19 protein-coding genes, 1 tRNA gene and 3 pseudogenes are annotated in these 23,071 nt (G+C 69.3%); 3 read left to right on the top strand and 20 right to left on the bottom strand.

Translation table 11 applies throughout. The features are described 5' to 3' along the window. Positions 1-312: 312 nt before the first annotated feature. Both ABTY98_RS21320 and ABTY98_RS21315 read right to left on the bottom strand, forming a co-directional pair. On the bottom strand, positions 313-1,356 hold the full coding sequence (locus ABTY98_RS21320) for a hypothetical protein (protein WP_352222480.1): 1,044 nt from the start codon (positions 1,354-1,356) through the stop codon (positions 313-315). An 8-nt stretch (positions 1,357-1,364) separates the two neighbouring features. Next, complete coding sequence (locus tag ABTY98_RS21315; protein WP_352222479.1) at positions 1,365-2,324, bottom strand: FtsX-like permease family protein; 960 nt, start codon at positions 2,322-2,324, stop codon at positions 1,365-1,367. A gap of 79 nt (positions 2,325-2,403) precedes the next feature. Between ABTY98_RS21315 and ABTY98_RS21310 the strand changes: the two genes are divergently transcribed. After that, positions 2,404-2,571 carry a hypothetical protein gene (locus tag ABTY98_RS21310; protein ID WP_352222478.1) on the top strand — a complete coding sequence of 56 codons (168 nt, stop codon included), beginning with the start codon at positions 2,404-2,406 and terminating at the stop codon, positions 2,569-2,571. Between the two features lie 7 nt (positions 2,572-2,578). Here the strand turns inward: ABTY98_RS21310 and ABTY98_RS21305 are convergent, their stop codons facing one another. The 7 genes from ABTY98_RS21305 to ABTY98_RS21275 form a co-directional block, all read right to left on the bottom strand. Further along, positions 2,579-3,304 carry an ABC transporter ATP-binding protein gene (locus tag ABTY98_RS21305; protein ID WP_352222477.1) on the bottom strand — a complete coding sequence of 242 codons (726 nt, stop codon included), beginning with the start codon at positions 3,302-3,304 and terminating at the stop codon, positions 2,579-2,581. 32 nt (positions 3,305-3,336) lie between these two features. Continuing rightward, a complete protein-coding gene (locus ABTY98_RS21300) occupies positions 3,337-4,929 on the bottom strand; it encodes a hypothetical protein (protein ID WP_352222476.1) in 1,593 nt (530 codons plus the stop codon). Between the two features lie 149 nt (positions 4,930-5,078). After that, positions 5,079-5,576: a hypothetical protein gene (locus tag ABTY98_RS21295; protein ID WP_352222475.1), complete on the bottom strand. Its 498-nt coding sequence runs from the start codon at positions 5,574-5,576 to the stop codon at positions 5,079-5,081. A gap of 170 nt (positions 5,577-5,746) precedes the next feature. Beyond that, on the bottom strand, positions 5,747-6,220 hold the full coding sequence (locus tag ABTY98_RS21290) for a DUF3515 family protein (protein WP_352222492.1): 474 nt from the start codon (positions 6,218-6,220) through the stop codon (positions 5,747-5,749). 120 nt (positions 6,221-6,340) lie between these two features. After that, positions 6,341-6,565: a helix-turn-helix domain-containing protein gene (locus ABTY98_RS21285; RefSeq protein WP_145879340.1), complete on the bottom strand. Its 225-nt coding sequence runs from the start codon at positions 6,563-6,565 to the stop codon at positions 6,341-6,343. After that, complete coding sequence (locus ABTY98_RS21280; protein ID WP_352222474.1) at positions 6,565-7,185, bottom strand: DUF2975 domain-containing protein; 621 nt, start codon at positions 7,183-7,185, stop codon at positions 6,565-6,567. The genes ABTY98_RS21285 and ABTY98_RS21280 overlap by 1 nt, the downstream gene beginning before the upstream one ends. A gap of 292 nt (positions 7,186-7,477) precedes the next feature. Then, positions 7,478-7,783 (bottom strand): helix-turn-helix domain-containing protein, encoded by a 306-nt coding sequence (locus ABTY98_RS21275; protein WP_352222473.1) that lies wholly within the window; start codon positions 7,781-7,783, stop codon positions 7,478-7,480. Between the two features lie 445 nt (positions 7,784-8,228). Between ABTY98_RS21275 and ABTY98_RS21270 the strand changes: the two are divergent. Then, positions 8,229-8,372: pseudogene (locus tag ABTY98_RS21270) on the top strand (IS256 family transposase); the annotation flags it as partial. A gap of 213 nt (positions 8,373-8,585) precedes the next feature. On the opposite strand, the gene ABTY98_RS21265 reads toward ABTY98_RS21270, so the two are convergent. The 7 genes and pseudogenes from ABTY98_RS21265 to ABTY98_RS21235 form a co-directional block, all read right to left on the bottom strand. Beyond that, positions 8,586-8,993, bottom strand: coding sequence for an ATP-binding protein (locus tag ABTY98_RS21265; RefSeq protein ID WP_352222491.1), 408 nt, complete (start codon positions 8,991-8,993; stop codon positions 8,586-8,588). Between the two features lie 172 nt (positions 8,994-9,165). Continuing rightward, positions 9,166-10,014, bottom strand: coding sequence for a Scr1 family TA system antitoxin-like transcriptional regulator (locus ABTY98_RS21260; protein ID WP_352222471.1), 849 nt, complete (start codon positions 10,012-10,014; stop codon positions 9,166-9,168). Between the two features lie 15 nt (positions 10,015-10,029). Continuing rightward, positions 10,030-10,563 (bottom strand): DUF6879 family protein, encoded by a 534-nt coding sequence (locus tag ABTY98_RS21255; RefSeq protein WP_352222470.1) that lies wholly within the window; start codon positions 10,561-10,563, stop codon positions 10,030-10,032. After that, positions 10,532-10,798 carry a hypothetical protein gene (locus tag ABTY98_RS21250; protein WP_352222469.1) on the bottom strand — a complete coding sequence of 89 codons (267 nt, stop codon included), beginning with the start codon at positions 10,796-10,798 and terminating at the stop codon, positions 10,532-10,534. The genes ABTY98_RS21255 and ABTY98_RS21250 overlap by 32 nt, the downstream gene beginning before the upstream one ends. A gap of 161 nt (positions 10,799-10,959) precedes the next feature. Continuing rightward, positions 10,960-12,702, bottom strand: a pseudogene (locus ABTY98_RS21245) (relaxase/mobilization nuclease domain-containing protein). Continuing rightward, positions 12,699-13,442, bottom strand: a complete 744-nt coding sequence (locus ABTY98_RS21240; protein WP_352222468.1) for a MobC family plasmid mobilization relaxosome protein — start codon at positions 13,440-13,442, stop codon at positions 12,699-12,701. Before ABTY98_RS21240 ends, ABTY98_RS21245 begins: the two are co-directional and overlap by 4 nt. Positions 13,443-13,611: 169 nt before the next feature. Next, entirely contained in the window at positions 13,612-14,448 is an 837-nt protein-coding gene (locus ABTY98_RS21235) for a DUF2637 domain-containing protein (RefSeq protein WP_352222467.1), read from the bottom strand. Positions 14,449-14,656: 208 nt separating this feature from the next. Here ABTY98_RS21235 and ABTY98_RS21230 point away from each other — a divergent pair. Continuing rightward, positions 14,657-16,314 (top strand): annotated as a pseudogene (locus ABTY98_RS21230) (site-specific integrase). 127 nt (positions 16,315-16,441) lie between these two features. On the opposite strand, the gene ABTY98_RS21225 reads toward ABTY98_RS21230, so the two are convergent. The 4 genes from ABTY98_RS21225 to tmk all read right to left on the bottom strand — a co-directional run bounded on the left by ABTY98_RS21225 (position 16,442) and on the right by tmk (position 23,055). Beyond that, positions 16,442-16,515: transfer RNA gene (locus tag ABTY98_RS21225), tRNA-Thr, on the bottom strand. Between the two features lie 108 nt (positions 16,516-16,623). Next, the gene (locus ABTY98_RS21220; protein WP_352222466.1) at positions 16,624-18,231 is read right to left on the bottom strand and encodes an alpha/beta hydrolase; all 1,608 of its coding nucleotides are present in this window, start codon (positions 18,229-18,231) and stop codon (positions 16,624-16,626) included. Positions 18,232-18,343: 112 nt separating this feature from the next. Then, a complete protein-coding gene (locus ABTY98_RS21215; protein WP_352222465.1) occupies positions 18,344-19,549 on the bottom strand; it encodes a DNA polymerase III subunit delta' in 1,206 nt (401 codons plus the stop codon). Between the two features lie 224 nt (positions 19,550-19,773). Further along, on the bottom strand, positions 19,774-23,055 hold the full coding sequence (tmk, locus tag ABTY98_RS21210; protein WP_352222464.1) for a dTMP kinase: 3,282 nt from the start codon (positions 23,053-23,055) through the stop codon (positions 19,774-19,776). Positions 23,056-23,071: the final 16 nt, after the last annotated feature.

Below are 23,071 nucleotides of genomic sequence, written 5' to 3'. Positions count from 1 at the left end.
CCCGCAGCCCGCCCCAGCAGAATCCGCGAACTGTGCACCGCTCACGGCCTCGCAGCGGCCTGACCTCAACCAGTCGACTTCGCCAACGGAATCAGACCTACGCATTACGAGACGTATCGAATCCCTGATGAGCGGTGCTGGGCCTTGCCGCGTAGTGCTGTTCTGCCTGATCAGCGCCACGGAGCTTGATGTCCCGTCCGCTGCGCGGCGGCCCATGTTTCGATGTCCGCTCACGCATCGCTCACGCGCACCGACTCGCTCAACGAGAGGGGCCTCACCCGAACAACGCGTGGACGCCCCTTTCGTACAGGCTCAGAAGCTCGTCAGCGTCCCCGGCAGGTTGAACGTCCGGTACGTCGCCTTGTCGAGGTCCACCACGGTTGCGGTGTCGTCCGAGACCATCAGCCAGCCATCCCGTGTATGCCGCAGCAGAGACGAGCTGTCCATGCCCTTGACCGTCACGCGTCGCAGTTCGCGCCCGCCTCTCCGGTCCAGCTCGATGAGATCGCTGTCCTCCCCGGAGCTCACCACGACAAAGACGGTGGTCTTCGACGCCTGCACGGCATCTACCCTTCCGCCGACTGCGCTCACCACCGTCGCCCCGGCGGTGTTCTTCAGGGTCACTTTCACCGTGGTTCCCTGGCTGTTCCGGGCGGGGGTACCGGCCAGGACCGGGGTGCCTGCCGGACATGCCAGTTGCTGCACCTGCACGTCCCCGGCCTCCCCGACCTGCCTGGTCCTGCCGGTGGTGAGGTCGAGCACACTCGCCTTCACGTCGGATCCCTGTCGGGTAGCCAGGCACACCGTGTCACTGGACGGATCGGACGCCGCCAGCGTGACCGATCCCGGAACCTGCACGTCCCGGACCTTCTTCCACGTCTTCGCATCGCGTACCAGCACACTGGTGGTTTCGCTGTCCGCCGTGGCAGCACTCTGATCGCTTCCGGAGGAGTCATGAACGGCCGCGACCAGGTTCTTGCCCGGCACGAGTTCACGTAGCCGCTCCGTATCGTCCTTCTCATCCAGGGCGTGCCGGGCGGTGTTCAGCGCGAAAAGGCGGTCCGGACGCTCCCGTTTGCGGGGCATTGACAGCCACCACGTCCCGTCGGCCGACTGCACGAGCTGAGGAGCCAGCACGTCATCGTCGCCGTCCTTCTGCGGCACAACAGCCAGCGCCTGCGCGTGGTGGGCTTCGGGGTTGATGCCGACCACCACTGTGTGCCCGGACACGCTCGCAGTCACAAAGGTCTGCGATCCCTTCCAGTCCCTTCCCAGCTCCACATCGTCGGAACCGGAACAGGAAGCCAACAGGGCAGCGGACACCGCGAGCGCGGCGTACGACGTCTTACGCCGCATAACAGGAATCACCAGTCCTTCATGGCTTCGGTGGGGGACATGCGCGCGGCACGGCGCGCCGGGAGGACGGCTCCGGCGGCTACGACGACAACGGTCGCAACCGACAGGGAGATCAGCGTCGGTGTCCCCGGAAGCGGCACCGTGTCGCGTACATACGGGGCGATGTCGCCGATACGCCGAAGACCGGCAGCAGCCGCACTGGACGCGCCCACCGCAAGCAGTACGCCGGCCGCAGCCGCCACCACCCCGGCGATCGCCATCTCCGCCACGAGCATCGCCATCACCGAGCGGCTACGGAAACCGACTGCCTTGAGGATGCCCACTTCCTGGGCCCGCTGCCGCCCCAGCGCACCCGTCACCGTGACCGCCCCGACGAAGGCAAGTACACCCAGGACGCCGAGCAGCACGTCCCCGGTCAGCCTGACCAGCTGCAGCACTCCGGGAAGAGCCTGAAGCTGCTGCTGCAAGGAGTTGGCCGGGTAGTTCATCTTCTGCACGGCCTTGAGCACACCCGCTACATGGGCGGCGCTGTCAGCCACCACTGTCAGCTGATCCCACCCCGAAGTGCGCAGATAGTCGTCGGTCGTCTTGCCGGCCGCAGCTGCCGCCCACTTGACCACCGTCGCATCGTCCGCATATGCGGTGTCCGGGCCGTCGAACTGCCAGCTGGGGTCGTACAGGCCCACCACCTTCACCCGGTCGCTCACCGTGTCGCCCACGCCGGGCCGCACATATCGGTGCGCGTCCACCGTCACCGTCCTGCCCACCATCGAAGACAGGTCCACCCCGTGCGTGGAGGCGGGAAAGACCACCTCTCCACGGCGCAGCGGGAACAGCTCCTTGCGTACCGACTTGACCACGGGGGGCGCCAGCGCCTTGCGGTAGGTCGTCGCATACAGCAGGTCGGCGCCCTCGGGGTTGTCCCGTACCGGCATGGACACCTGAAGCCTGTGCTGGACCGACTTCACGTGAGCGATCTTCGCCAGGCGCTTCTCCGTCGCGTCCGTCAGCTGAGCAGTGTCAGGACGTCCCTCAGGGGAGTCCACCGTGACCGACCGATTCGCCGTCGACTCCCCGACCTGGCTGGTCGTCGTCCCCTGTGCGTTCGAGGCGATCCCGATCGCGCTCAAGCACACAGCGCCGGCGACCGCGACCATCGTCACCAGCCCCAGCAGCCGCCTACGCAGCGCTTGCACGTTCCACCACGCCACCTGAAGCAGATTCACAGCTCACCCTCCCGCGAGCCCCGGGTGGCTGCCCATGAGCGGCCGTTCGTCTCGTCCTGTGCCGAAAGACCGGCGCTCCGGCCCAGCCGGTGAACGATGTCGGCCGCATCCGCAACCGCCTGGTTGTGCGTAACGACCAGCACCCCCCGCCCGTCGTCCGCCAACTCCCGGAACAGGCCCAGCAACAGGGCCTCGCTCTCGGTGTCCAGGTTTCCGGTGGGTTCGTCGGCCAGCAGGAGTGGCGGATCGTTCACCAGTGCTCGGGCCAGCGCCACGCGCTGTTGTTCGCCGCCGGACAGCTCGCTGGGCCGGTGCTCGCACCGGTCCCCCAGCCCCACGCGCTCCAGCAGACTGCGCGCCCGGGTCTCTGCTTCCCGGCGCCTGCCGGTGTACGGAAGCAAGACATTCCGCACGGCGCTGTGCTGCGGCAGCAGGTTGTAGGACTGGAAGACGAATCCCAGACGCCGACGCCGCAGGTCCGCAAGTGCGCTGTCCGACAGCCCGTGGGTTTCGTGGCCCTCGAGACAAACCCGGCCGGTGTCGGGTTTCGTCAGCAGCCCGAGAATGTGCATGAGGGTGGATTTACCCGACCCCGAGTGTCCGACGAGCGCGGTGACACATCCCGGTGCGACAGCGAGATCGATGCCTTTGAGGACGTCGACCCGCTGGCCGCGCAGGGTATAGGACTTGCCTACCCCACTCGCTGTCAGCAGTGCGTTCAAGGAGGTTCTGCTCACTTTCTGTCTCAGGGGTCCTACGAGGGCAGAGTTCCCAGCTTCCGACCCAGTGCCTTGTCCAGCTCCCACACCGCCCACGTCGTCTTGAGGTCGCAGCCCGGCTCGTCATCGGGTCGGTACAGGCCAGGAAGCCCCGGACAGCCCCGATGCGCCCTGAACTGACTGGCAAGGTGTCTCACCATGGAGTCATCGGCATGGCCGCCGAGCAGCAGGTAGGCACGGACGATCAGCGCACGGTCATAGACGCTTGCGCGGGGCCCGGGGTCGGTTGCCCATCGCCTGAGCGCGTCCGCGGTCAGCCAACCAGGTGTCCGATCCTCCTGGCCAGCCTGGTGCAGACCGACCACCAGCGTGGCGGCCGCCTGCGCGCGTTCCAGATCGTCAACGCTCCAGCGTGTGACGGAGGGAACCGGTATCGGTACGCCGGACTCCGCGCAGTCCCATGCCTCACGCTGCCAGGCCAACACGTTGTCTGCGGTGATCGTGGTCGGCACCGTCGACGGATCCTGGCACAGTGCGGCCTCCTGACGGGAAAGCGGCTCACCGCCGGCGCTGTACTTGAGCGCAGCGAGGTTCAGCCGGGCAGCGCCGTCGCGGGGCGCGTCCTGGGAGTTGGCCTGCTCCTCGACCGCAGCCAGGAGACGTTTGTCCCGCACAGGCCACCCGGCCACGCTCCGCAGTTGCTGTACGAACAGCGACGCGTCGGGCGTGCCCAGGTAGGAGGACGGGTCTCGCACCGTTCCGTCCTGCATGCGCTGTTGCTCGAGACGGCGCGTGACCGCCGAGAACTCCCCCTTGGAGCTGCCGGTGGCGCGCAGGATGTGCACCAGGCTGTAGAGCTGGTCGTAGTCGAGGCTTCCGACGTTGTGGGACAGAACCTGCTGCCATGTCTTCTGGTCCACATGCGGCTTTTTGCCAGCTGACTCCTGGAGCAGTACGTAGTTGTACGTGTCCTCCAGCAGGGCGGCGCGTTCATTGTCCGGCCGCTCGGTGAACCGGCTCGTGTCCGGAGGCGCCACCGACGTCAGGGAGTCGGGGACGGACCTGCCGAGCAGGTACAGACAGCGTGCCAGGACCGCGGCCTCATCCAGTTGCGGCCTGCCCTCCGCCAACCGGCCCAACCAGTCGGCGGTGATCGCTTTGTCGGCGCCGGGAAGCTGGGCGAGAGTTCCAGTGGCCGCCTCCACCTCCAGCGCCGCCCAAGTGGCACCCAGGCGCCCTTCGTCGCTCTTCTCTCCGAGGGCGGGATCTGCGTACCACCCACGGCCGGTTCGCAGTTTCTCCACGTCCTCGGCGTCGCCGCGCCCCAGCACCGCCGACACCCCGGCCTCGCGCAGCGGGACAAGCCAGTACCTCCCCCACAGCGCGGACGTCTTGAGCGCATCGGAGCGCAGCGCTGCGGCCGTCGTGGCTCCCACTGTGACCTTCGGCTTCCCGCCGGTCTCCGCCAGGATGCGCAGCGCGTAGGACTGAGCTTCGGGGCTGCCGGGCTCTTCCCTCAGGAAGGGGTGGTAGTACAGGCCGTTGGCCTGACTGACGAGGCTCTGGAAGTAGGCCGGTTCTCTGCTTTCATGGTGGCTGCCCTGCGGGGTGCAGGACACGGCCGACATCAAGACGCAGGCCGCAGCAGCAGCCCATGCCGCTTTCCTCGCGACTCTCCTGGCGTGAGACATACTCGTTCTCCCCCGTAAGAGAACTCTGCCCCCGCCAAGGGGGCGGGGGCAGAGACGTTCAGGTGGTGCGCAGCGTCAAGCGCGGATCAGGCCGCGCCGGCGGTGACGCACTTCTCCGTGAACTTGATGCTGCTGGTGATCTGGGCCGAGCCACAGGACTTCGTCGACACGTACACGGTCAGGCTGCTGGGCTTCATCTGACCGTAGGTGTCCGCGATCCACTTGTTCCCGCCGTAGTTCTTCCAGCGGACCTCGCCCTGCGACTTGCTGGTCATCTTCAGCGTCGCCTCAGGGTTCTTCGAGATCGTGAGGGAGACGCTGATGCCGTGAGCGGTCAGGATGGCCCGGTTCTGCACCCACTGGGCACTGTCGTGGGCTGTGCCCTTATAGACCTTGGTCGACGCCTTCCAGTCACAGGTGCTCACGTACGAGCCACAGTGCCAGGCATTCACCTGCATTTTGTGGCCCGGGATGCCCCAGGTGCCCGAGGACGACGTGGCGTGCGCGGGCGCGGCTGCGAACAGCAGCGCGCCGGCGGCCACCGCAGCGGCACCGCCAGAGGCCAGGCGCGAGAGAGTACGCATGATTTCTCCCCGTAGAAGTGGAAATGCTTCTTTTGACCATGCGCCCGGCGCCGATGACGGCACCCGCACGCACGTTCCACTGATTTCTACGTCCTGACCACACCGGCGACCATCGCACCTTCGGGCATCCTGCCCTCCAGGGCTACTTCAGGAGCCCCGGCCCCAGAAGCTCAGCTCCGCTTCGCGCACGTCTTCTGTTTCGCCAGCCCCGACACGATCGGTGACATCTCACCGATGACGGCGTCCTTGTCCTTGATCCGCTCGGACACCGTGACCTCGGCCGCGGGACTACGCCCGTACGTCAGAACCGTCTTCACCCCACCGTGGGTCTTCTTCGCATTCACGACCCAGTCGACCCCCTTCACCGACGTGCACTCGGCCGACTCCGGGACGTCCGAGATGTTCCCGCAGCGGAGAATCACATCACCGTCCCCCCACACGGCCGTTCCCTTCTGGTCGGAATCATTGCGCTCATGGCCCCCCAACTTCTGCGGCGCCTTGCTCACCAGACTGGAGCAGGCGGCGCTGGCACCCCCCGGAGCTCCCGACACGTTGTAGGAACGCGAGGAGGTCCCGCACGCCGCAAGAGCGGCAGCACACGCAGCGATCACACCAACCTGCGCCAGCCGTCGGCCAGAGGTCATCTCCATGAGTAATCCCTTGTCTAGGTAACGCAGTTATGGGCTTTCTTAGGCGAAGGCCACACGGAAGGAGGCAGTACACGGCGCTCTCGCACGGAGCGCCGGCCATGCCGGTAACCGGGGTCAGTCCTCGCGGATACTGAGCAGGTCGCCGGGTTGGCAGTTCAGTTCGCGGCAGATCGCGGTGAGGGTGGAGAAGCGGATCGCCTTGGCCCGGTCGTTCTTCAGGACGGAGAGGTTGACCACCGTCACCTCGACCTTGGCCGCCAGTTCGGACAGGGTCATGCCACGCTCGGCCAGCAGCCGGTCCAAGTGGACCTTGACCCGGTGTTCCTCCTCTGGAGGCATCAGACCAGCCCCTCGGTGTCGGCGCGGAGCTTTGTACCGCGCCGGAAGACCTCTCCCAGGGCCAGGATGAGGAAGGCGAGCAGGACGTACTCACCAGTGAAAGTGATCGAGGAGGGGATCTGATCGGCCATGGAGGTGCCGCTCACCAGTGCCGCCGTGGTGACCGCCGGCAGCACTGGGGAGAGGATGGCCTGCACCAACACTGTGAGCCCTATGGCGCTCAGGCGGCGGGCGTTCTTCGGCACGAAGACGTCACCCTCTCGCAGAGTCCTGGCCATCTGAAGGAGGAGGGCCAGGACAAAGAGCAGGAGCAGGCTGCCGATGGCCTCCGGCAGCGCGAGCAACAGGCGCTGGCTCAGGTCGGGGTGAGCGAAGACGAGGTCGGCCTGATGGGCGCCGGTGAGACTCATACCGTGGCCCGCCACCGCGTCGGTCACGGTGCCTGGCACCCGGCTCGCGGTCTCCGTCTTGACCTCGCGGGTGTCCACCGGGTCGATGAGGCCGACCACCCCGAGGGCCGGGATCAGCACCCCGAAGACGCCGACAAGCAGACCAGCCAGGCTCAGCGCCGCCTCCAGCAGCCGATTGTCGGTCCGGCTCCACCAGGACTTCGTACCCACGGTTCCCCCTGTCGTTCGCAGTGAACGTATCGCTTATCGATAGTATCGATAAGCGATACGTTCACTGTCAAGCTCAGGGCGTTGCGGCAGGTCAGGCAGGTTTCACGGGAGGTAGCCGTGCCGACGGTCACCCCAAAGCTATCCATCGGACAGCCCGGAAGCTCGACATACATCCCACGGCCTACACGGACGGATCCGCCAGGACGAGACGACTGCCTCAACCGCGACACACGAGACACTCATGACCCTGGGCAAGAAGAACACCCAGGCCGAGCGGGCGAGTGTGATGCCCTCAGAGCCGATCGGCGAGGCGGCGGTGATGGGCGTAAGCAAATAGGGCCGCTTCAGTGCGGCCAGTTACTTTGATCTTGGTCATGAGGTTGGTCAGGTGTGCTTTGACGGTGCGTTCGGCTATGCCTAGCCGACGGCTGATTTGGCGATTGTCGGCAGCGTGGCCGAGCAGGGTGAGGACTTGGCGTTCTCGGGGGGTGAGAGAGGGGATGGCGTGGGGGTCTCCTGGGGCGGGCGGAGGGGCTGAGGTGAGGTCGAAGTCCCCTTGCGGTCCCGTTGTCCGGTCGTCTGCCGTGAGGTAAGTCAAAGTGGTGGTCTCCCCGTTCGTCTCTGCCTGACCGTTTTAGCCGGTTATCCCCTTGCTATGGTTGTACTGCTTGCCTTCCGGGGTTTCGGCGCTGGGCGGCAGTTGTGGCGGCACCGTGGTCCGGTTGGTTCCGTCGACAGTTGCCCACATTTGCGCCCCCTGCATGAGGCGTCTCCATTCCGATATGGCTGGTCAGGGCCGTAGGGACAGCGATCGTTGAGGTCAGTCACCGTCACACGGAGGCGCACCATCGTGGGGCAGGGTAAGTAAAAGATCAATAAGAGCTCAAGTAAAGACAGTTGAGGCAATCTTGAGGTTGCCTCACAGGTTGGCGCCCCTCAAGGCGATGCCCGATCGTCCAATACCGCACGGTGCTCCGCTGTTGCTCCTACCCTGCTCGCGCGGGCTTGGCGGGTGGTGAAGCCCATCGCTTCCAGTGGAAGTGATGGCCATGGTCTTCAAGCTTGCCGAGTCCGCCCAGAATTGCTTGCAGACCGTGAAGGCGGCCCACCTCGTCGCCCTATTGCGGACCGCAGCCCGCACCGAGCACGGTCAGCTCGTCGAACGTCACGAGCCCAGCGCCGCCTGAAGGCGCCGGTGGCCCTGTCCGCCCCGGCCCCGAGGCGCTCCGTGCGACGGGTGCTCCGTGCGACGACTTGCTGTTGCGTAGGGCCACCGTCAACCATAGTCAGCCCCGACTGAACGGTGATCGTGCCCTCGGTGCGGTGGGGCACGACCCGCTCGACGCATCTCTCCGAATCGCCCACGCCCACCAGTTCGTCTTCGGGCAGCAGCCGCAAGGTCAGAGCGCCGGGACCGCCAACTCCGCCCAGACTGTCTTGCCCCAGCGCATTTCGTCGTAGCCCCAGCAGTGTGACAACGCGTCGACCAGTACCAGGCCGCGCCCCATCTCATCGCCGTCGGCGACCAGATCCATTTTCGGCAGGGCGTGGGATCTGTCGGTGACGCCGATCCGTACGAGATCGTCCGTGACGCGCCGGACGGATACTCGGATCAGACGGCACGAGGTGTGGCGGACCGCGTTGCCCACCAGCTCGGAGACGATCAGCGTGCCCGGGTCCATCAACTCGGCTATGCCCCAGGTGTTCAGCGCGGCCGACACGAGGCGCCGGGCACGGCGGGCGGTCTCGGGCTCGCAGGGGAGGGTTTCGGTGTAACCGGGCGGTCCGACTGCGGTAGGTCTGGTCATGACGCTCACGGGGTCGTCTCCTCGGGGCCGGGATGTCCCGCTCATAAATGGGGGCACGAGCGGGACTCTCCTCCACTGCCGCCGAGGGGAGGATGGACCTGCCCGGCGACGCCAACGACCGTACGGAGAGCCGGAGTTTGGCCTCAACGAAATTGCGGAGAATTGCGCAACGTCATCCCAGGAAGGTGATCGCCGACTCGATCAAGGCCCGGGCGGCGTTGCCGTGGACGGCCATCTTCGTCAGCTCTCCGAACGCCTTCCGGTAGTCGGCGAGTTCACGCGGCTGCACCACGTTGACCTCGGCGGTGAGGGTTTCCACGACACTGCGTGTGCCGTCATGGAGGTAGAACGCCTCCAGCGGCCACATCGTCCGTTGCGCGGTGAAGGGGATGACGCCCAGCGATACGGAAGGAAGCGGCATCACGGTCAGCAGATGCCTCAGCTGTCCGGCCATCGTCTCGGCATCGCCCACGCGATAGCGCAGCACGCACTCCTCCATGAGCACGACGAACCGGTGGCCGCCCTCATACAGGAACCGACTCCGGGCGACTCGGGCCGCAACAGCCTCGGAGATGTCGTTGGGGGTGCCCTGGAAGTCGGTGATGGCCTCCATCAGGGCCGTGGCGTATGCGGGAGTCTGGAAGAAGCCTGGCACGACGTTGGAGACGTACGCGCGCGTGACGCCGCTCTGCGCGTAGCGGTCGTTGATGTCCTCCTGGGTCTTGCGCATGCCGGTCCGGTGGCTCCTGCGCCACTCCACGTACATCGAGTCGACGGCGCGGGCCGTGGCGATCAGGTCGTCGGCCTGGTCGGCGGCGGCGCAGGCAGCACACCAGGCGCGGATGTCCCCGTCGGTGGGCTGTACCTCGCCCTTTTGGATGCGGGTGGTCTTCGCAGGGTGCCAGCCGCACCGGGCGGAGAGTTCCTTCCCGGTGAGGCCGGCGTCTTTGCGCATGTGTGTCAGGCGTACGGCGAGCGCTTCACGCGCTGCCTGAGCGCTGGACGAAGGAGAGGCGGGCATGGGGTGAGGTGCGGGTCAGACGATGTACTTCTCGTGGTCGACGGCACGCTCCCATACGGCCTCGAACGCGTCAGAGCAGAGCTTGACCACAGTGGGGTCCTCGCTGAATTCCTTGGGCGGATCCGCCCAATCACCGTCCCCGGTGAAGATGTTGAACTGCACGAGGCGATCGTCGAACAGCCAGAAGTCGGCTCCCGGCAGGGCGACGTCCACGGCCCGGCGGCGGGGCAGCCAGCGCACCAGTTCACCCGCGTCGACGTTCAGCGAGGTGGCGGCGTGCTCCCACCGGATGTACTCCGTCACGGGCTCGGAAACGATCCGGGCACGGCGCATCACCACGCCACGGCCAACGGCTTCCCGCACGGTACCGAGCCACTGGGGCCACCACCGCGCCGTCGGGTCGAGATCGACGTGGCCGGTGCGCTTGAACTGCTCGAATTCATCGGCCTCGTCACCGACGCCGTACACGTCGCGCATCTCCAGATGCACCGCGCTGCGGCGCGTACCGGCCAGCAGCTCAGCGAAGCTCGGCACGCCGTTCTGCGACATCACACGCCTCCCTCAGAATCGGCACCATGCGGGCCGGAATGCGGATCACCGTCTCGTGGGCGGGGACTCCCACCGCGTGACCGGCGACCCACTCCGTACCGCCGACCAGTGCCTCCAGCGCTTCCTCGGCCTTGACGCCCTGGAGGACCAGGTCAGCCGTCTCCTCCTCCACCCACACCGTCGGCGACCCCTCGCCACCTGTGTTCGGGTCGATCCCGATGAACTGTAGGTCCACGATGCCCTCCCGGATCAAGCGTGTTGCGCGTTCTTGCGTGCGACGCTTCCGAAGGGTTCGGGGGCCGTCAAGGGCGCAGGCCGGGTTCGAGACGACGTTGGCTTGAAGCCGCCGACCCTCCGTCGCGAAGCCGCGGGGTACGTGGCGAACCCACACGAGGGCTACCGGCTCGGTCGGTGCGACTGTTGGGGAGGCAACGTAGTCACCGCTGGAGGCTGACCGTTTCGGGGCTGCTGGGCAGGGATCGAGCCTGCCCTGGTCGACTGTAGGCGGGCGGCCTCGGCAAGGCGGTTGGGCACAGGGCTCCGGCCGGCGTGCTGGATGCGGCTGATCAGTACACGGGCGGGATGGCGGGCGGTGGTCAACTCGCGCTGGGCGGCAGCCTCCTTGAGGAGCTGGTGAGGCTGGTGGCCGCGGGCTTCGGCGTCGGCAAGACCGGTGGCGAGCGCCGGCCAGGCTGGGTCAGTGAGGATCCGCTCGGCGTGGTTGGGCACAGCCGCCCGTACGTCGCTCGCGAGAACGCGGCGGGCTTGATCCCTGGGGGGCCGGGCTGTGAGTTCGGCGAGCGTCGGGGCAAGGGCGCGGTCAGCGGCCGTCTGCAGGTACTGGGCGGCCTGGCGGGCGGCGTCGGCCTGGTGGGCGTGGTGCTTCGCTTCGTGCCAGCGTCCAGCGTCCAGCGTCCAGCGTCCAGCGTCCAGCGACAATGGTGGCCCAGACGAGGGCTGCGACCAGGGCGGCCAGGGCGCTGCCGTCGGGGCCGGTGGCGGTGCGCATGATGTCGCGGGCTGCGCTGCGCAGGGCGTGGGCGGCACGGTCTTCCGCCCGGACCTGGGAACGCTGGGCCCGGGCGAACGCCTTGGAGGCGGCCCGGAGCTCGGCGCGCAGATGGGCGGGTGCCTTCTGGGCGGTGGCTTCCAGCAGTTCACCAAAGGCGGTGATGTGGGCCTGGGCGTGGTGTCGTCGACGAGGTCGGTGTGGAAAGTGTCGAGGGCGTCGACGGCTTTGTGCCAGGGGGTGCTGGGGTGGTTGCGGCGGGCGGTGGGGTGTTCTTCGGGTTGGCTGGATTCGAGGCGGGCCTTGATTTTGGGCAGGGAGAGGTCGGGCGCGATCTTGCTTCCGGGGTGGTAGATCTGCTCGCCGGCCTCGTTGACGTCGCCGGGGCGGCCGGCGGCGTAGCCGAGGAGGTCGCCTGACGGGCCGCGCCGGGCCTGGACCTCGATGCCGCTGGCTTCGAGGTAGGCGATGAATTCCTCGGCTCCTGTCACGTGGGGGATGGCGGCGCGGATGCGGTCCTCGAGCCAGGCGGGGCTGGGCTGGTCCCAGCCGAGGCGTTCGGCCTTGTGCATCTCGGCCTGGGTGGGGCGGCGGGCGCCGGTGCGGGCGCCCTTCTTCAGGCGGCGCAGCCCGTAGTCCTTTTCGATCTCGCGGCAGGCGTCGCCGACGCGGATGCCGCCGTCGTGGAGCTTGGGGCGGCGGCCGTCTTCGCGGACGGTGGTGGCGAGGATGTGGATGTGGTCGTCGGCGTGGCGTACGGCGATCCATCGGCAGGCCAGGTCGTCACCATCTGGGGCGATGCCGGCGACTTGGACGATGCGCTGGGCGATCTCGGCCCACTCGGCGTCGGAGAGGTAGCGGTCCTCGGGGGCGGCACGCACGGGGCAGTGCCAGACATGGTCTGTGATCTTCTTGCCGAATTCGCCGTTGCGCAGCCGTACGGGCTCGTCGAGGTAGCAGGCGAGTCCGGTGAGGGTGGCGGTCTCGTCGCGGCCGGGGTCGGGCATGCCGAGCATCGCGAAGCCGGCCACGATGTGCGGGTCGAGGTGCTCGTCGTGGCGGCCGGGTCCGTAGAGGTAGGCGAGCAGGCCGCGGGTGTTGGACCCGGCCGGTTTGATGGCGGCGATCACGCTGACGCCTCCGTCTCCGGGTCGGCGGGCTGGCGCAGGGCTTCGGCGATCAGCTCCAGCAGGTGGTGGAGTTCGGTCAGGCGTTGGCGGATGTCGGGTGGGGTGTGGTCGCTGTTGAGGGCGCGGGCGATCTGGTTGATGTTGACGCCGATCCGGTTGAGCTGGCGCAGGATTTGGGCGCGGAAAATGTGGGTGCGGCGGCGGTCCTCGGACAGGGGCAGGTTGGCGGTGAACCGGCCGGTAATGAAGGCGAGGACGATATCGGCGGCGAAGCCGGAGTCACCCTTGTAGCTGTGTTCGGCGGCTGCCTCCTGCAGCTGGGTGTGCTCGTTGCCGATGAAGCGGAGCGGGCCGACGCGGACGACGCGCTTGGTGCCGGTGAAGCGGCGGATCGTGGGCTGGACGCTCTTCACGACAGGCTCACCGCCTACAGCCTGAGCAGTGTTGGTAGCGCGTGCGGGGCGCAGAGTCTCGCGCTGGACGGTGTGGAGCGTGTCCTCGTCGGGGCCGCCCTCGGCCCCGACGTCCTGGCCTGGCGCCCCCTCGCGCTGGGCCTCCTCCGCCACCCCCGGGGCGCAGATCCCCGAAGACCGGCCTTGAGTCGGACTCGGGGTACTACTGGCTCCGCCCGGGGCAGGTCGTCCGAACGCGCGGCGCCAACGGTGCATCACCGTACGGGGCTTCGCCAGCTGCGGCAGCTCGTCGGGGGCGTGCTCGGGGTCGAGCGGGTCATGCGTCATGGACGGTTCTCCAGAGAGGCGTGGGGAGGGCGCGGGTCAACGCGGAGATCAGATGGAATTCGGACAGCTGCCGCCTCATCCACAGGTGTGGACCTTCGCGCGGTACGCGGGGCGGTGACCGGCGGGCCGGGTGACCGGAAGGGTTCCGGTCACCCGGCAGCGGTTCCGGTCAGCCGCTGGGCCGATGCGTCTGGGCTGCGGCTTCGAGTTCGGCCCTGAGGATGTCCATCACCTCGGTCAGCCGCTTACTGCCGACCGTCAGCCCTTTGTCCTCAACCGCTGTTCGGACGACGGCCCGGGTGAGCTTGCCCCGCTCAGCGGCAGCAGCCCGGCCGATCTCCACGAGTACCTGGAGCGGGGCGCCGGGCGGACGGCCACCGCGCAACTTGCCCGCTGCCGCGTCGGCCTGTGATTCCGGCGACTGGACGGATACGGCAGCCGACAGCCCAGCGGCCTGGACGGGTTCAACCAGCAAACCGGCAGGCCCGACGCGCCCGACCGGAGCCCCGGCAAACTGGCCGACCGCGATGGCCGGTGCCTCGGCAGAGTGGACGGATGTGGTGGCCGGTGGTTTCGGCACCTGCGCTGAATCGGGCGTCGAATGGTCGACAGGCTGCGCGACGAGCTCGTGGATCTGCCGCATCAGCACGCCGAAGGCCACCATCGCGGCCGCCGGGGGAACCGCGGCTACCACGTAGTCGAGCAACGGCACGCTGCCGACGTCGCGCGTGCCGGTCACCCCGGCCACGTTGAGCCCGATGGAGCCGAAAGATCCGATGGCGGTGACGCCGATGGCCCATTTGTCGGTGACGCGGCGCAGGCCCGCACGGAGCATGAGGAGCTCGCCCGCGACGATGAACGCGTCCAGCGTCGCGGGCCACGCCCATCGGCGGGTCGGTGAATCGCGGAGTCCGTGCTGGGCGGCGACCTCGGCCAGGTGTGCGTAGGAGAGCCAGAACGCACCGGCGGTCAGGGCCACGATGACGATGCCGGCCGCGCGGAGCACGTACTGCTCCGCAGTGAGCTTCGTCTTCGCTGGTTGCTCCTGACCGGCGCGCCCTGGCCCGATACACCGACCAGGCCGCCAACGCCAAGCACGAACTACGCCGCCACCGCGACGCCATCCGCGAAGCCGGCGGCACCCCACCCCACCTGCCCTCGCAGCTCGCCGACATCGACCCACCCGATACCGACCCCACCGAGGAGAACGATCTTTGAAGGGCTCCACCTACCGCCGCTGTTCCTGCCGCGACTCGAAGACCGGCAAGGAACTCGGCACGTCCTGCCCCAAGCGCAACAGCAGGAACCACTGCACCTACTCCGTACGCCAGGAGCTGCCGCCCCGCAAGGACGGCAGTCGCAGGTCCTTCGCCCGTGGCGGCTACGACAGCCGCAAGGCCGCCCAGGCCGACCTCGACCACGTACGCGCCCTCCTGGGGCTGGTCGAGTCGGACGGCCCAGAGGGCACGGAGCTGATCGCTGTCATGCTGACGGAAGTCAGCCGCGAGAAGGCTCCCCTGCCCGACGTCGAGGAGACGAGGCGGCGCCTCAGCGCCAGCCAGGACCTCATCGGTAGCCTGACCGTGAGCGAGTGGCTCGACCGGTGGCTGGCGGGCAAGCGCATACGCAAGTCCGGCCTGAACCGCTACGAGACCGATATCCGCGTGCACTTGAAGCCTCGCATCGGACACCGGCGCCTCGACCGCCTCCGCGTCAGCCATCTCAGCGAGATGTTCACGGACATCCGCGACGCCAACGCCCAGATCCTGGAGGACAACGCCCAACGGCGAGCTGCGATCGACGAGTTGGCGACCGTGCCGTGGAAGGGCGCGGAGAACCGCGCACGCCGCAAGGCCATGAAAGCAGCGATTGATGAGATGCCGCCCTTCCGCCGCATCACCGGCCCCGCCACACGTCTGCACGTCTGCACGTCAAGGCAACGCTCCGCGCGTCCCTGAACGACGCGATCGGGCAGCAGATCCTCACGTTCAACCCGGCCGCCCACGTCGAGATCGACCCCGTACGCAAGCCGAAAGCCCTGGTGTGGACGGACGAACGGGTCGCCAAGTGGGAGCAGACGGGCGAGAAGCCGTCGCCCGTGATGGTCTGGACGCCCCAACAAACCGGCTCCTTCCTCGACTTCGTCGCCGAGGACCGGCTTTACGCGATGTGGCACCTGATCGCATTCCGCGGCCTACGTCGCGGTGAGGCATGCGGGCAACCATGGTCGGAGACGAACCTCGACGCTCACTCCCTCACCGTCTCCTCCCAACTCGTTCAGGACGGCTGGGAAGTCGAGGCGTCCGATCCCAAGACCGACAGTGGCTACCGGGTGGTTGCGCTCGATGACGACACCGTCAACGTTCTGAAGCGGCACCGCGAACGGCAGGACGCGGACCGCGAGGAGTGGGACTCGGCATGGGTCGAGACCGGCCACGTCTTCACCCAGGAAGATGGTTCCTGGCTCCACCCCGGCAAGGTGACCGACCTCTTCGAGCGGCTCGTCGCCGCCTCCGGCCTCCCACCGATCCGGCTGCATGACCTGCGCCACGGCGCAGCCACCCTCATGTTGGCCGCCGACATCGACATCAAGATCGTGTCAGACACCCTCGGGCACAGCGACACCCGCATCACGCGGGACATCTGCCAGAGCGTCCTGCCCCAGGTCGGCAAGAGCGCCGCTGAGGCCACCGCCAAGCTGGTCCCCCTTCAGCGCAGGGCCGAGGAAGAGAAGGCCGCCCGCAAAGCCACGAAGGCCGCCAAGAAGGCCAAGGTCAACAAGACCGGCAAGCGCAACGGCAAGCCGAAGGACACGGCGAACGCCCAGGCCAGGGCCAGGAAGAAGGCCAAGCGGAAGAAGCCCGAGAAGTAGGGCCCAGGCCACTCCGCTCACGCATCGCTCACGCAAGTCATCCCACGGCACCCCGGCCGTGTGACGCGTCACGCCCCGAGCAACACAAAAGCCCAGGTCACGGGCTATGTGACCTGGGCTTTTTCAGAGCCGCCTTCGGGATTCGAACCCGAGACCTACGCATTACGAGTGCGTTGCTCTGGCCATCTGAGCTAAGGCGGCGCGTCGCCCGCACTACGGTGCGTTCGGCGACGTCGGAAAGTCTACACAGTTTCCGGGGGTGCTCCGTACCCGCCCCGGAGCGGAGGCTCCGGGGCGCGGCGGCAAGAGCTATGAGCAGCGCTTTCCCTTCGCCGGTGGGGTGCCCTTGAGGAGGTAGGTGTTGATCGCCGAGTCGATGCAGGCGCTGCCCCGGCCGTACGCGGTGTGGCCGTCGCCGACGTAGGTGAGGAGACGCGCCGAGGTGAGCTGGCCGGCCAGGGACTGGGCCCAGGGGTAGGGCGTCGCCGGGTCGCGGGTGGTGCCGACCACGACGATCGGGGCGGCGCCCTTCGCCTCGATGCGGTGCGGCTCCCCCGTGGCCCTCACCGGCCAGTACGTGCAGTTCAGCGACGCCCACGCCAGGTTGGCCCCGAACACGGGCGACGCCTTCTCGAACTCGGGCAGCGCCTTCTCGACCTGCTCGGGGCTGTTGAAGGCGGGCGGCAGGTCCAGGCAGTTCACCGCGGCGTTGGCGAACATCAGGTTCGAGTAGCGGCCGTCGGAATCGCGCTCGTAGTAGCTGTCGGAGAGAGCGAGCAGGCCCGCGCCGTCGTTCTCCTTCATCGCCGCGTGCAGCGCTTCGCGCAGTTGTTCCCACTCCGCCTGGTCGTACATCGCCGCGATCACACCGGTCGTGCCGAGGGACTCGGTGAGCTTGCGGCCGTCCGCGTCACCGGTCGGGACCGGGTGCGCGTCGAGTTTCCGGAAGAACGTACTGAGGTTGTCCGCGATCTGCGTCGGCGTACTGCCCTTCGCGCCCAGCGGGCAGTCGGTGCGCTTCGCGCAGTCCTTCGCGAAGGACTGGAACGCCGTCTCGAACCCCGCGGTCTGCTCCAGGTTCATCTGGCGCGCGGACAGGGAGGGGTCCATCGCACCGTCCAGGACCATCCGCCCGACCCGGCCCGGGAACAGCCCCGCGTAGGTCGCGCCGAGGAACGTGCCGTACGACGCCCCCACATAGTTCAGCTTCTGGTCGCCGAGCACCGCCCGCAGGATGTCCATGTCACGCGCCGAGTCGGCGGTGGAGACATGGCGCAGCAGCTGCGCCGAGTGCGCCCCGCACGCCTCCGCGAACTTCTTGTACTCCCCGACCAGTTCGTCCGTCTCCCGCTGGTCGTCGGGCGTCACGTCGGTCTCGGTGTACGCGTCCATCTGCGGTCCGTCGAGGCACTCGACGGGCTCGCTGCGAGCGACCCCGCGCGGGTCCATCGCGATCATGTCGTAGCGTGCCCGTACCTCGGAGGGGTAGCCGATGCCGGCGTACTGCTGGAGGTAGTCCACCGCCGAGCCACCCGGCCCACCCGGGTTGACCAGCAGCGAACCGAGTGGCTTCGCCTTGCCGGTCGCCTTCTTCCGGGCGACCGCCAGCCGGACGTCCCCCGCGCCGGGCTTGGCGTAGTCGAGCGGGGCCTTCATCGTCGCGCACTGGAAGCCGGGGACGCCGCAGCTGCGCCAGCTGAGCTTCTGGTCGTAGTACGGCGCCAGCGCGGACGGGGTCGAACGGGGCAGCGCGGCCAGCTGGGCGGCGCCGGCGGAGGCCGATGCCGATGCGCTGCCCGAGGAGGAGCAGGCGGAGACGAGCAGGGCGGCGGTCGACAGCAGAGCCGCCGCGGCCAGGGCGTTGGTGCGAGTCCGGGTACGGGTACGGGTACGGCGGATGGTTCGCCTGGTGTGCATCAATCGAGCGTAACGCTGCGAGATGATCTACGTGCGGTGCGTGTGGACTGGCGCTCGTATGGGTGACCCTGTCAACGAGGCGACCATCGGCCCTGCCGGTCAGCGGTCCCGCTCAGCCCGCTCTGAGCGCCATCGTCATCGCCTCCACCGCCAGCAGCGGCGCCACATTGCGGTCGAGGGCGTCCCGGCAGGCGGCGATCGCCTCGATCCGGCGCAGCGTGGCCTCGGGCGAGCCCGCGCGGGCCAGCCGATCCAGGGCGTCCTCGGCGTCCCCGTTGGCGATCGCGACCCTGGAGCCCAGCTGGAGGGCGAGGACGTCACGGTAGAAGCCGGTGAGGTCGGTGAGGGCGACGTCGAGGCTGTCCCGCTGGGTTCTGGTACGACGGCGCTTCTGCATGTCCTCCAGGTCCTTCATCACGCCCGCCGTGCCGCGCGGCAGCCGCCCGCCCTGGGCCGCTCCCAGCGCCGTCTTCAGCTCCTCGGTCTCCTTGCCGTCCGTCTCCTCGGCAAGCTGCTTGGCGTCCTCCGCCGCCGCGTCCACCAGCTCCTGGGCGGCCTTCAGACACGCACCGATCTCGTCCAGCCGCAGCGGCAGCTTCAGCACGGCGGCACGGCGCTGACGGGCGGCCGGGTCGGTGGCCAGCCGACGGGCCCGGTCGACATGCCCCTGGGTGGCACGGGCAGCCGCGGCGGCCACCTCGGGCTCGATGCCCTCGCGCCGTACGAGCATGTCGGCGACCGCCTCCACCGAGGGGGTGCTGAGGTTCAGGTGACGGCAGCGGGAGCGGATCGTGGGCAGCACATCCTCGATCGACGGCGCGCAGAGCAGCCAGACCGTACGGGGAGCGGGCTCCTCGACGGCCTTGAGGACGGCGTTGGCCGACTTCTCGTTCAGCCGCTCGGCGTCCTCGACGAGGATGATCTGCCAGCGGCCGGTCGCCGGGGACGTGTACGACTTGCGGACCGTGTCGCGCATGTCCTTGACCAGGATCTCGGAGCCGACGGCGGCGACCGTGTTGACGTCCGCGTGGGTGCCGATCAGCGCGGTGTGGCACCCGTCGCAGAAGCCGCAGCCGGGTACTCCGCCGAGGGCGCGGTCGGGGCTCACGCACTGGAGGGCGGCGGCGAAGGCCCGCGCCGTCTGGTTCCGGCCGGCGCCGGGCGGGCCCGTGAACAGCCAGGCGTGTGTCATCTTCGACGTCTCCGGCAGCGGCTGGTCGGCCGCTGCGGCGGTGACGAGGGCGTCGGCATCCCGGGCGGCGGCGGTGAGCACCTCGCTCACCCGCTCCTGCCCGACGAGGTCGTCCCATACGGTCATGGGTCACGCCGCCTTCCGTCCGTCACGCGTCTTGATCCCACGCGTCCTGATCCCTGATCCGGAGTCCACCGGTTCCGTGGTCCGGACTCCATTGTGCGGGCGCCCACTGACAACGGGTTCCGTGGCTCCGCACCACGGGCTCCGCGCCGACGGCGACGGGGGCGGCACCGGCCGGCATCCCGACCCGCACCGCCCCCGTACGAGCGCCTCCGGCCCGGAAGGGGTCAGCCGCGCCGACCACGCCCCCGGCGGCCCCGTTCGTCGCCGAACTCCTCTTCCTCGTACGACCCCAGCAGCTCGTCGGCCAGCGACGGCAGGTCGTCCAGCGGGGTCTCCTCGGCCCAGTCGGGCCGGGGGCGCTGTCGCCGGGCCGTGCCGTCGTCGTCGACCTGCGGCAGCTCGCGCGTGCGGTCCTGGGAGCCGTCGGGGTTCCCGCCCGACCGCTCGTCCCGGAAGAAGCCGGGCGGCACCCGGTCCGCCGGGACGTCGGCCGGAGCGGTGGCGTCGTCGCGCACGGGAGGCAGTACGGCGGTCTCGTCGGCCGCACCCACCTGAGGCAGCACCGCCGTCTCATCCGCAGCGCCGGGCACGACGGGAGGCAGCACCGCCGTCTCGTCCGCGGCCCCCGGCACCACCGGAGGCAGCACCGCGGTCTCGTCGGTCGCGCCCGCCGACGGCTGCGGCAGCTGCGCCGTCACCTCGGACTCGGACTCCCGGGCCGCGGGCTCACGGTCCGCACGCACCGGGCGCAGCACCGTCGTCTCGTCCACCGCGCGCGTCGGCGCCGCCCGAGGCTCGTCGTCCGGGCGCACCACCGGCGTCGGCATGGTCGTCGCCTCCGGTGTGACGCCGGGCGCCGTCGGCCGCGGCGCGGACGACTCCCGGGCGGCCACGTCGGCCGCGGCCGCCGCCTCCGCCGCGGCGCGCCGCGCCTGCTCGGCCTTGAGCAGGGCCTCCTCGGCCTTGCGCTGCTTCTCCAGACGCCGTTCCTCGGCCTCGGCATGCAGCCGGGCCTCCTCCTCGGCCTGCTGGCGGCGCCGCTCCTCCTCGGCCTTGCGGCGGGCCTCGGCCTCCGCGCGGGCCTTCTCCTCGGCAAGCAGCCGGGCCTGCTCCTCCTCGGCACGCCTGCGGGCTTCCTCGGCACGCAGCCGGGCCTCCTCCGCCTGCCGTTCGGCCTCGCGGCGCTGCGCCTCCTCCAGCTCGCGGCGCTTGCGCTCCTCCTCCTCGGCGCGCAGCTTGGCGAGCTGCTCCTGGCGCTCCCGCTCCAGGCGCTCCTCCTCGGCCTTGCGCGCGGCCTCTTCCTCGGCCTTGCGGCGGGCCTCCTCCTCGGCTGCCTTGCGGGCTTCCTCGGCGGCCTTGATCTCGGCCTCGGACAGCGGCAGCACCGTGTCGAGCCGGGCCCGGATGACCGTGGTCACCGCCTCGGGCTCCTGGCCGGCGTCGACGACCAGGTAGCGGCCGGGGTCGGAGGCGGCAAGCGTCAGGAAGCCGGCCCGTACGCGCGCGTGGAACTCGGCGGGCTCCGACTCCAGCCGGTCGGGTGCCTCGGTGAACCGCTCGCGGGCGGTCTCCGGCTCCACGTCCAGCAGAACGGTCAGATGCGGGACCAGTCCGGCGGTCGCCCAGCGGTTGATGCGGGCGACCTCGGTCGGGGACAGGTCGCGGCCGGCGCCCTGGTAGGCGACGGAGGAGTCGATGTAGCGGTCGGAGATGACGACCGCGCCGCGCTCCAGGGCGGGCCGGACGACGGTGTCGACGTGCTCGGCGCGGTCGGCGGCGTACAGCAGCGCCTCCGCGCGGTGCGACAGACCGGCGGACGACACGTCGAGCAGGATCGAGCGCAGTCGCTTGCCGACCGGGGTGGCACCGGGCTCGCGGGTGAGGACGACCTCGTGTCCCTTGGCGCGGATCCACTCGGCGAGGGCCTCGGCCTGGGTCGACTTCCCGGCGCCGTCACCGCCCTCCAGGGCGATGAAGAAACCGTTGGCAGTGGGCGCCTGCGCCGGGTCGTCGCCGCCGAGCAGCGCGTCCCGCAGGTCGTGGCGGAGCGGCACGCCCGCGCGATCGTCGACCTTGGCCAGCACCAGCGCGGCCACCGGTAGCAGCAGCGCGCCGACCAGCATCAGGGTGAAGGCGGCGCCGCCGTGCGCGAACACGAACTTGCCGTTTTCCAGCCGGTGGGGTCCGATCAGTGCGGCCACCACGGGGGCGATCAGCGCGCCGACCGCTATGGCGACCCGGACCACCGCGTGCAGATGCTCGGTGGTGCGGGCCTTGCGGTGGTCCTCGGTCTCCTGGTCGAGCAGGGTGTGCCCGGTGTTGGCGGCCACGCCCGCGCCGATGCCGGCCAGCGCGACGATCAGCAGCACCGTGGTGACGTCCGGGACCAGGCCCGCGGCCAGCAGCGCGATACCGGTGAAGGCGATGGCCAGCGACAGCAGCCGGCGGCGGGAGAGCGTCGGCAGCAGCGAGGGCGCCGTGCGGATGCCGATGGCGACCCCGCCGGTCAGCGCGAGCACCAGCAGGCCGTACAGCACCGGGCCGCCGCCCAGGTCCTTGGCGTGCAGCACGGAGACGGCGACCGCGGCCGAGATCGCACCGGCGACGGCTGCGCAGGCCGTCACCAGCAGCGGGATGGCGCCGGTACGGCCCCGGTCGGTGCCGGTGCCGGCCTTGGGACGGCGCAGTCCCTCCAGCGGCGACCGCGCGCGCGGGGTGCGCGTGCCGGGCACCTCCAGGTTGACCAGCACCGAGAGGGACGCGGCGAACAGGCCCGCCGCCACGTACGAACCGAGGGCCGCCTGGTGCTGGGCGAACCACTCGATGCCCGTGCCCAGCAGGTTGTTGATCAGGGAGGCGACGACGAGCGCGGCGGCCGCGAGCGGGACCGCCAGGAAGGTCGTACGCAGCGACAGGCGGCGCAGTGCGTCCAGGTGGTCCGGCAGCGGTCGTACCGTCGCACCCTCCGGAGGCGGGGCGGGCAGCAAGGTGGGAGCCGCGCTCTCCCGGCAGACCGTCCAGAAGCGCTCGGCGACGCCGGTGACGAAGGCCGTCCCCAGAAGTACCGCTGGGGCGTTCTCCGGGGTCCAGTCGATCCACAGGGGCGCGATGATCAGCAGGGCGGCGCGCAGGCCGTCGGCACCGACCATGGTCCAGCGGCGGTCCAGCGGGCCGTCCTGAGCGGTCAGCGTGGTCAGCGGGCCCAGCAGGACCGCGCCGAAGAGCAGGGTGGCCAGAACGCGCACCCCGAAGACGATCGCCACCGCGAACGCCGCCCCGCGGTAGCCCCCGCCGAACGAACCCTGCGTGATCGCCGCTTGGAGCGTGAGCACGACAAGCACAAGGAGCGCCAGTGTGTCGCCGACTCCGCTGACGAGCTGGGCGCTCCACAACCGCCTCAGCTCGGGTCGGCGCAGCAGCGAGCGGACGGCGCGTTCGCGGGAATCCGCTACCAGTGCGTCGTCCGGTTCTGTCCGGTGGGCCGTTGGCTGCTCGGCTGGCGTCATGCTTTCAGCCTATCGG

It is taken from the genome of Streptomyces sp. NPDC096040 (assembly GCF_040303265.1).
Lineage (GTDB): Bacteria > Actinomycetota > Actinomycetes > Streptomycetales > Streptomycetaceae > Streptomyces.
This window is presented reverse-complemented; position numbering and strand designations above follow the sequence as displayed.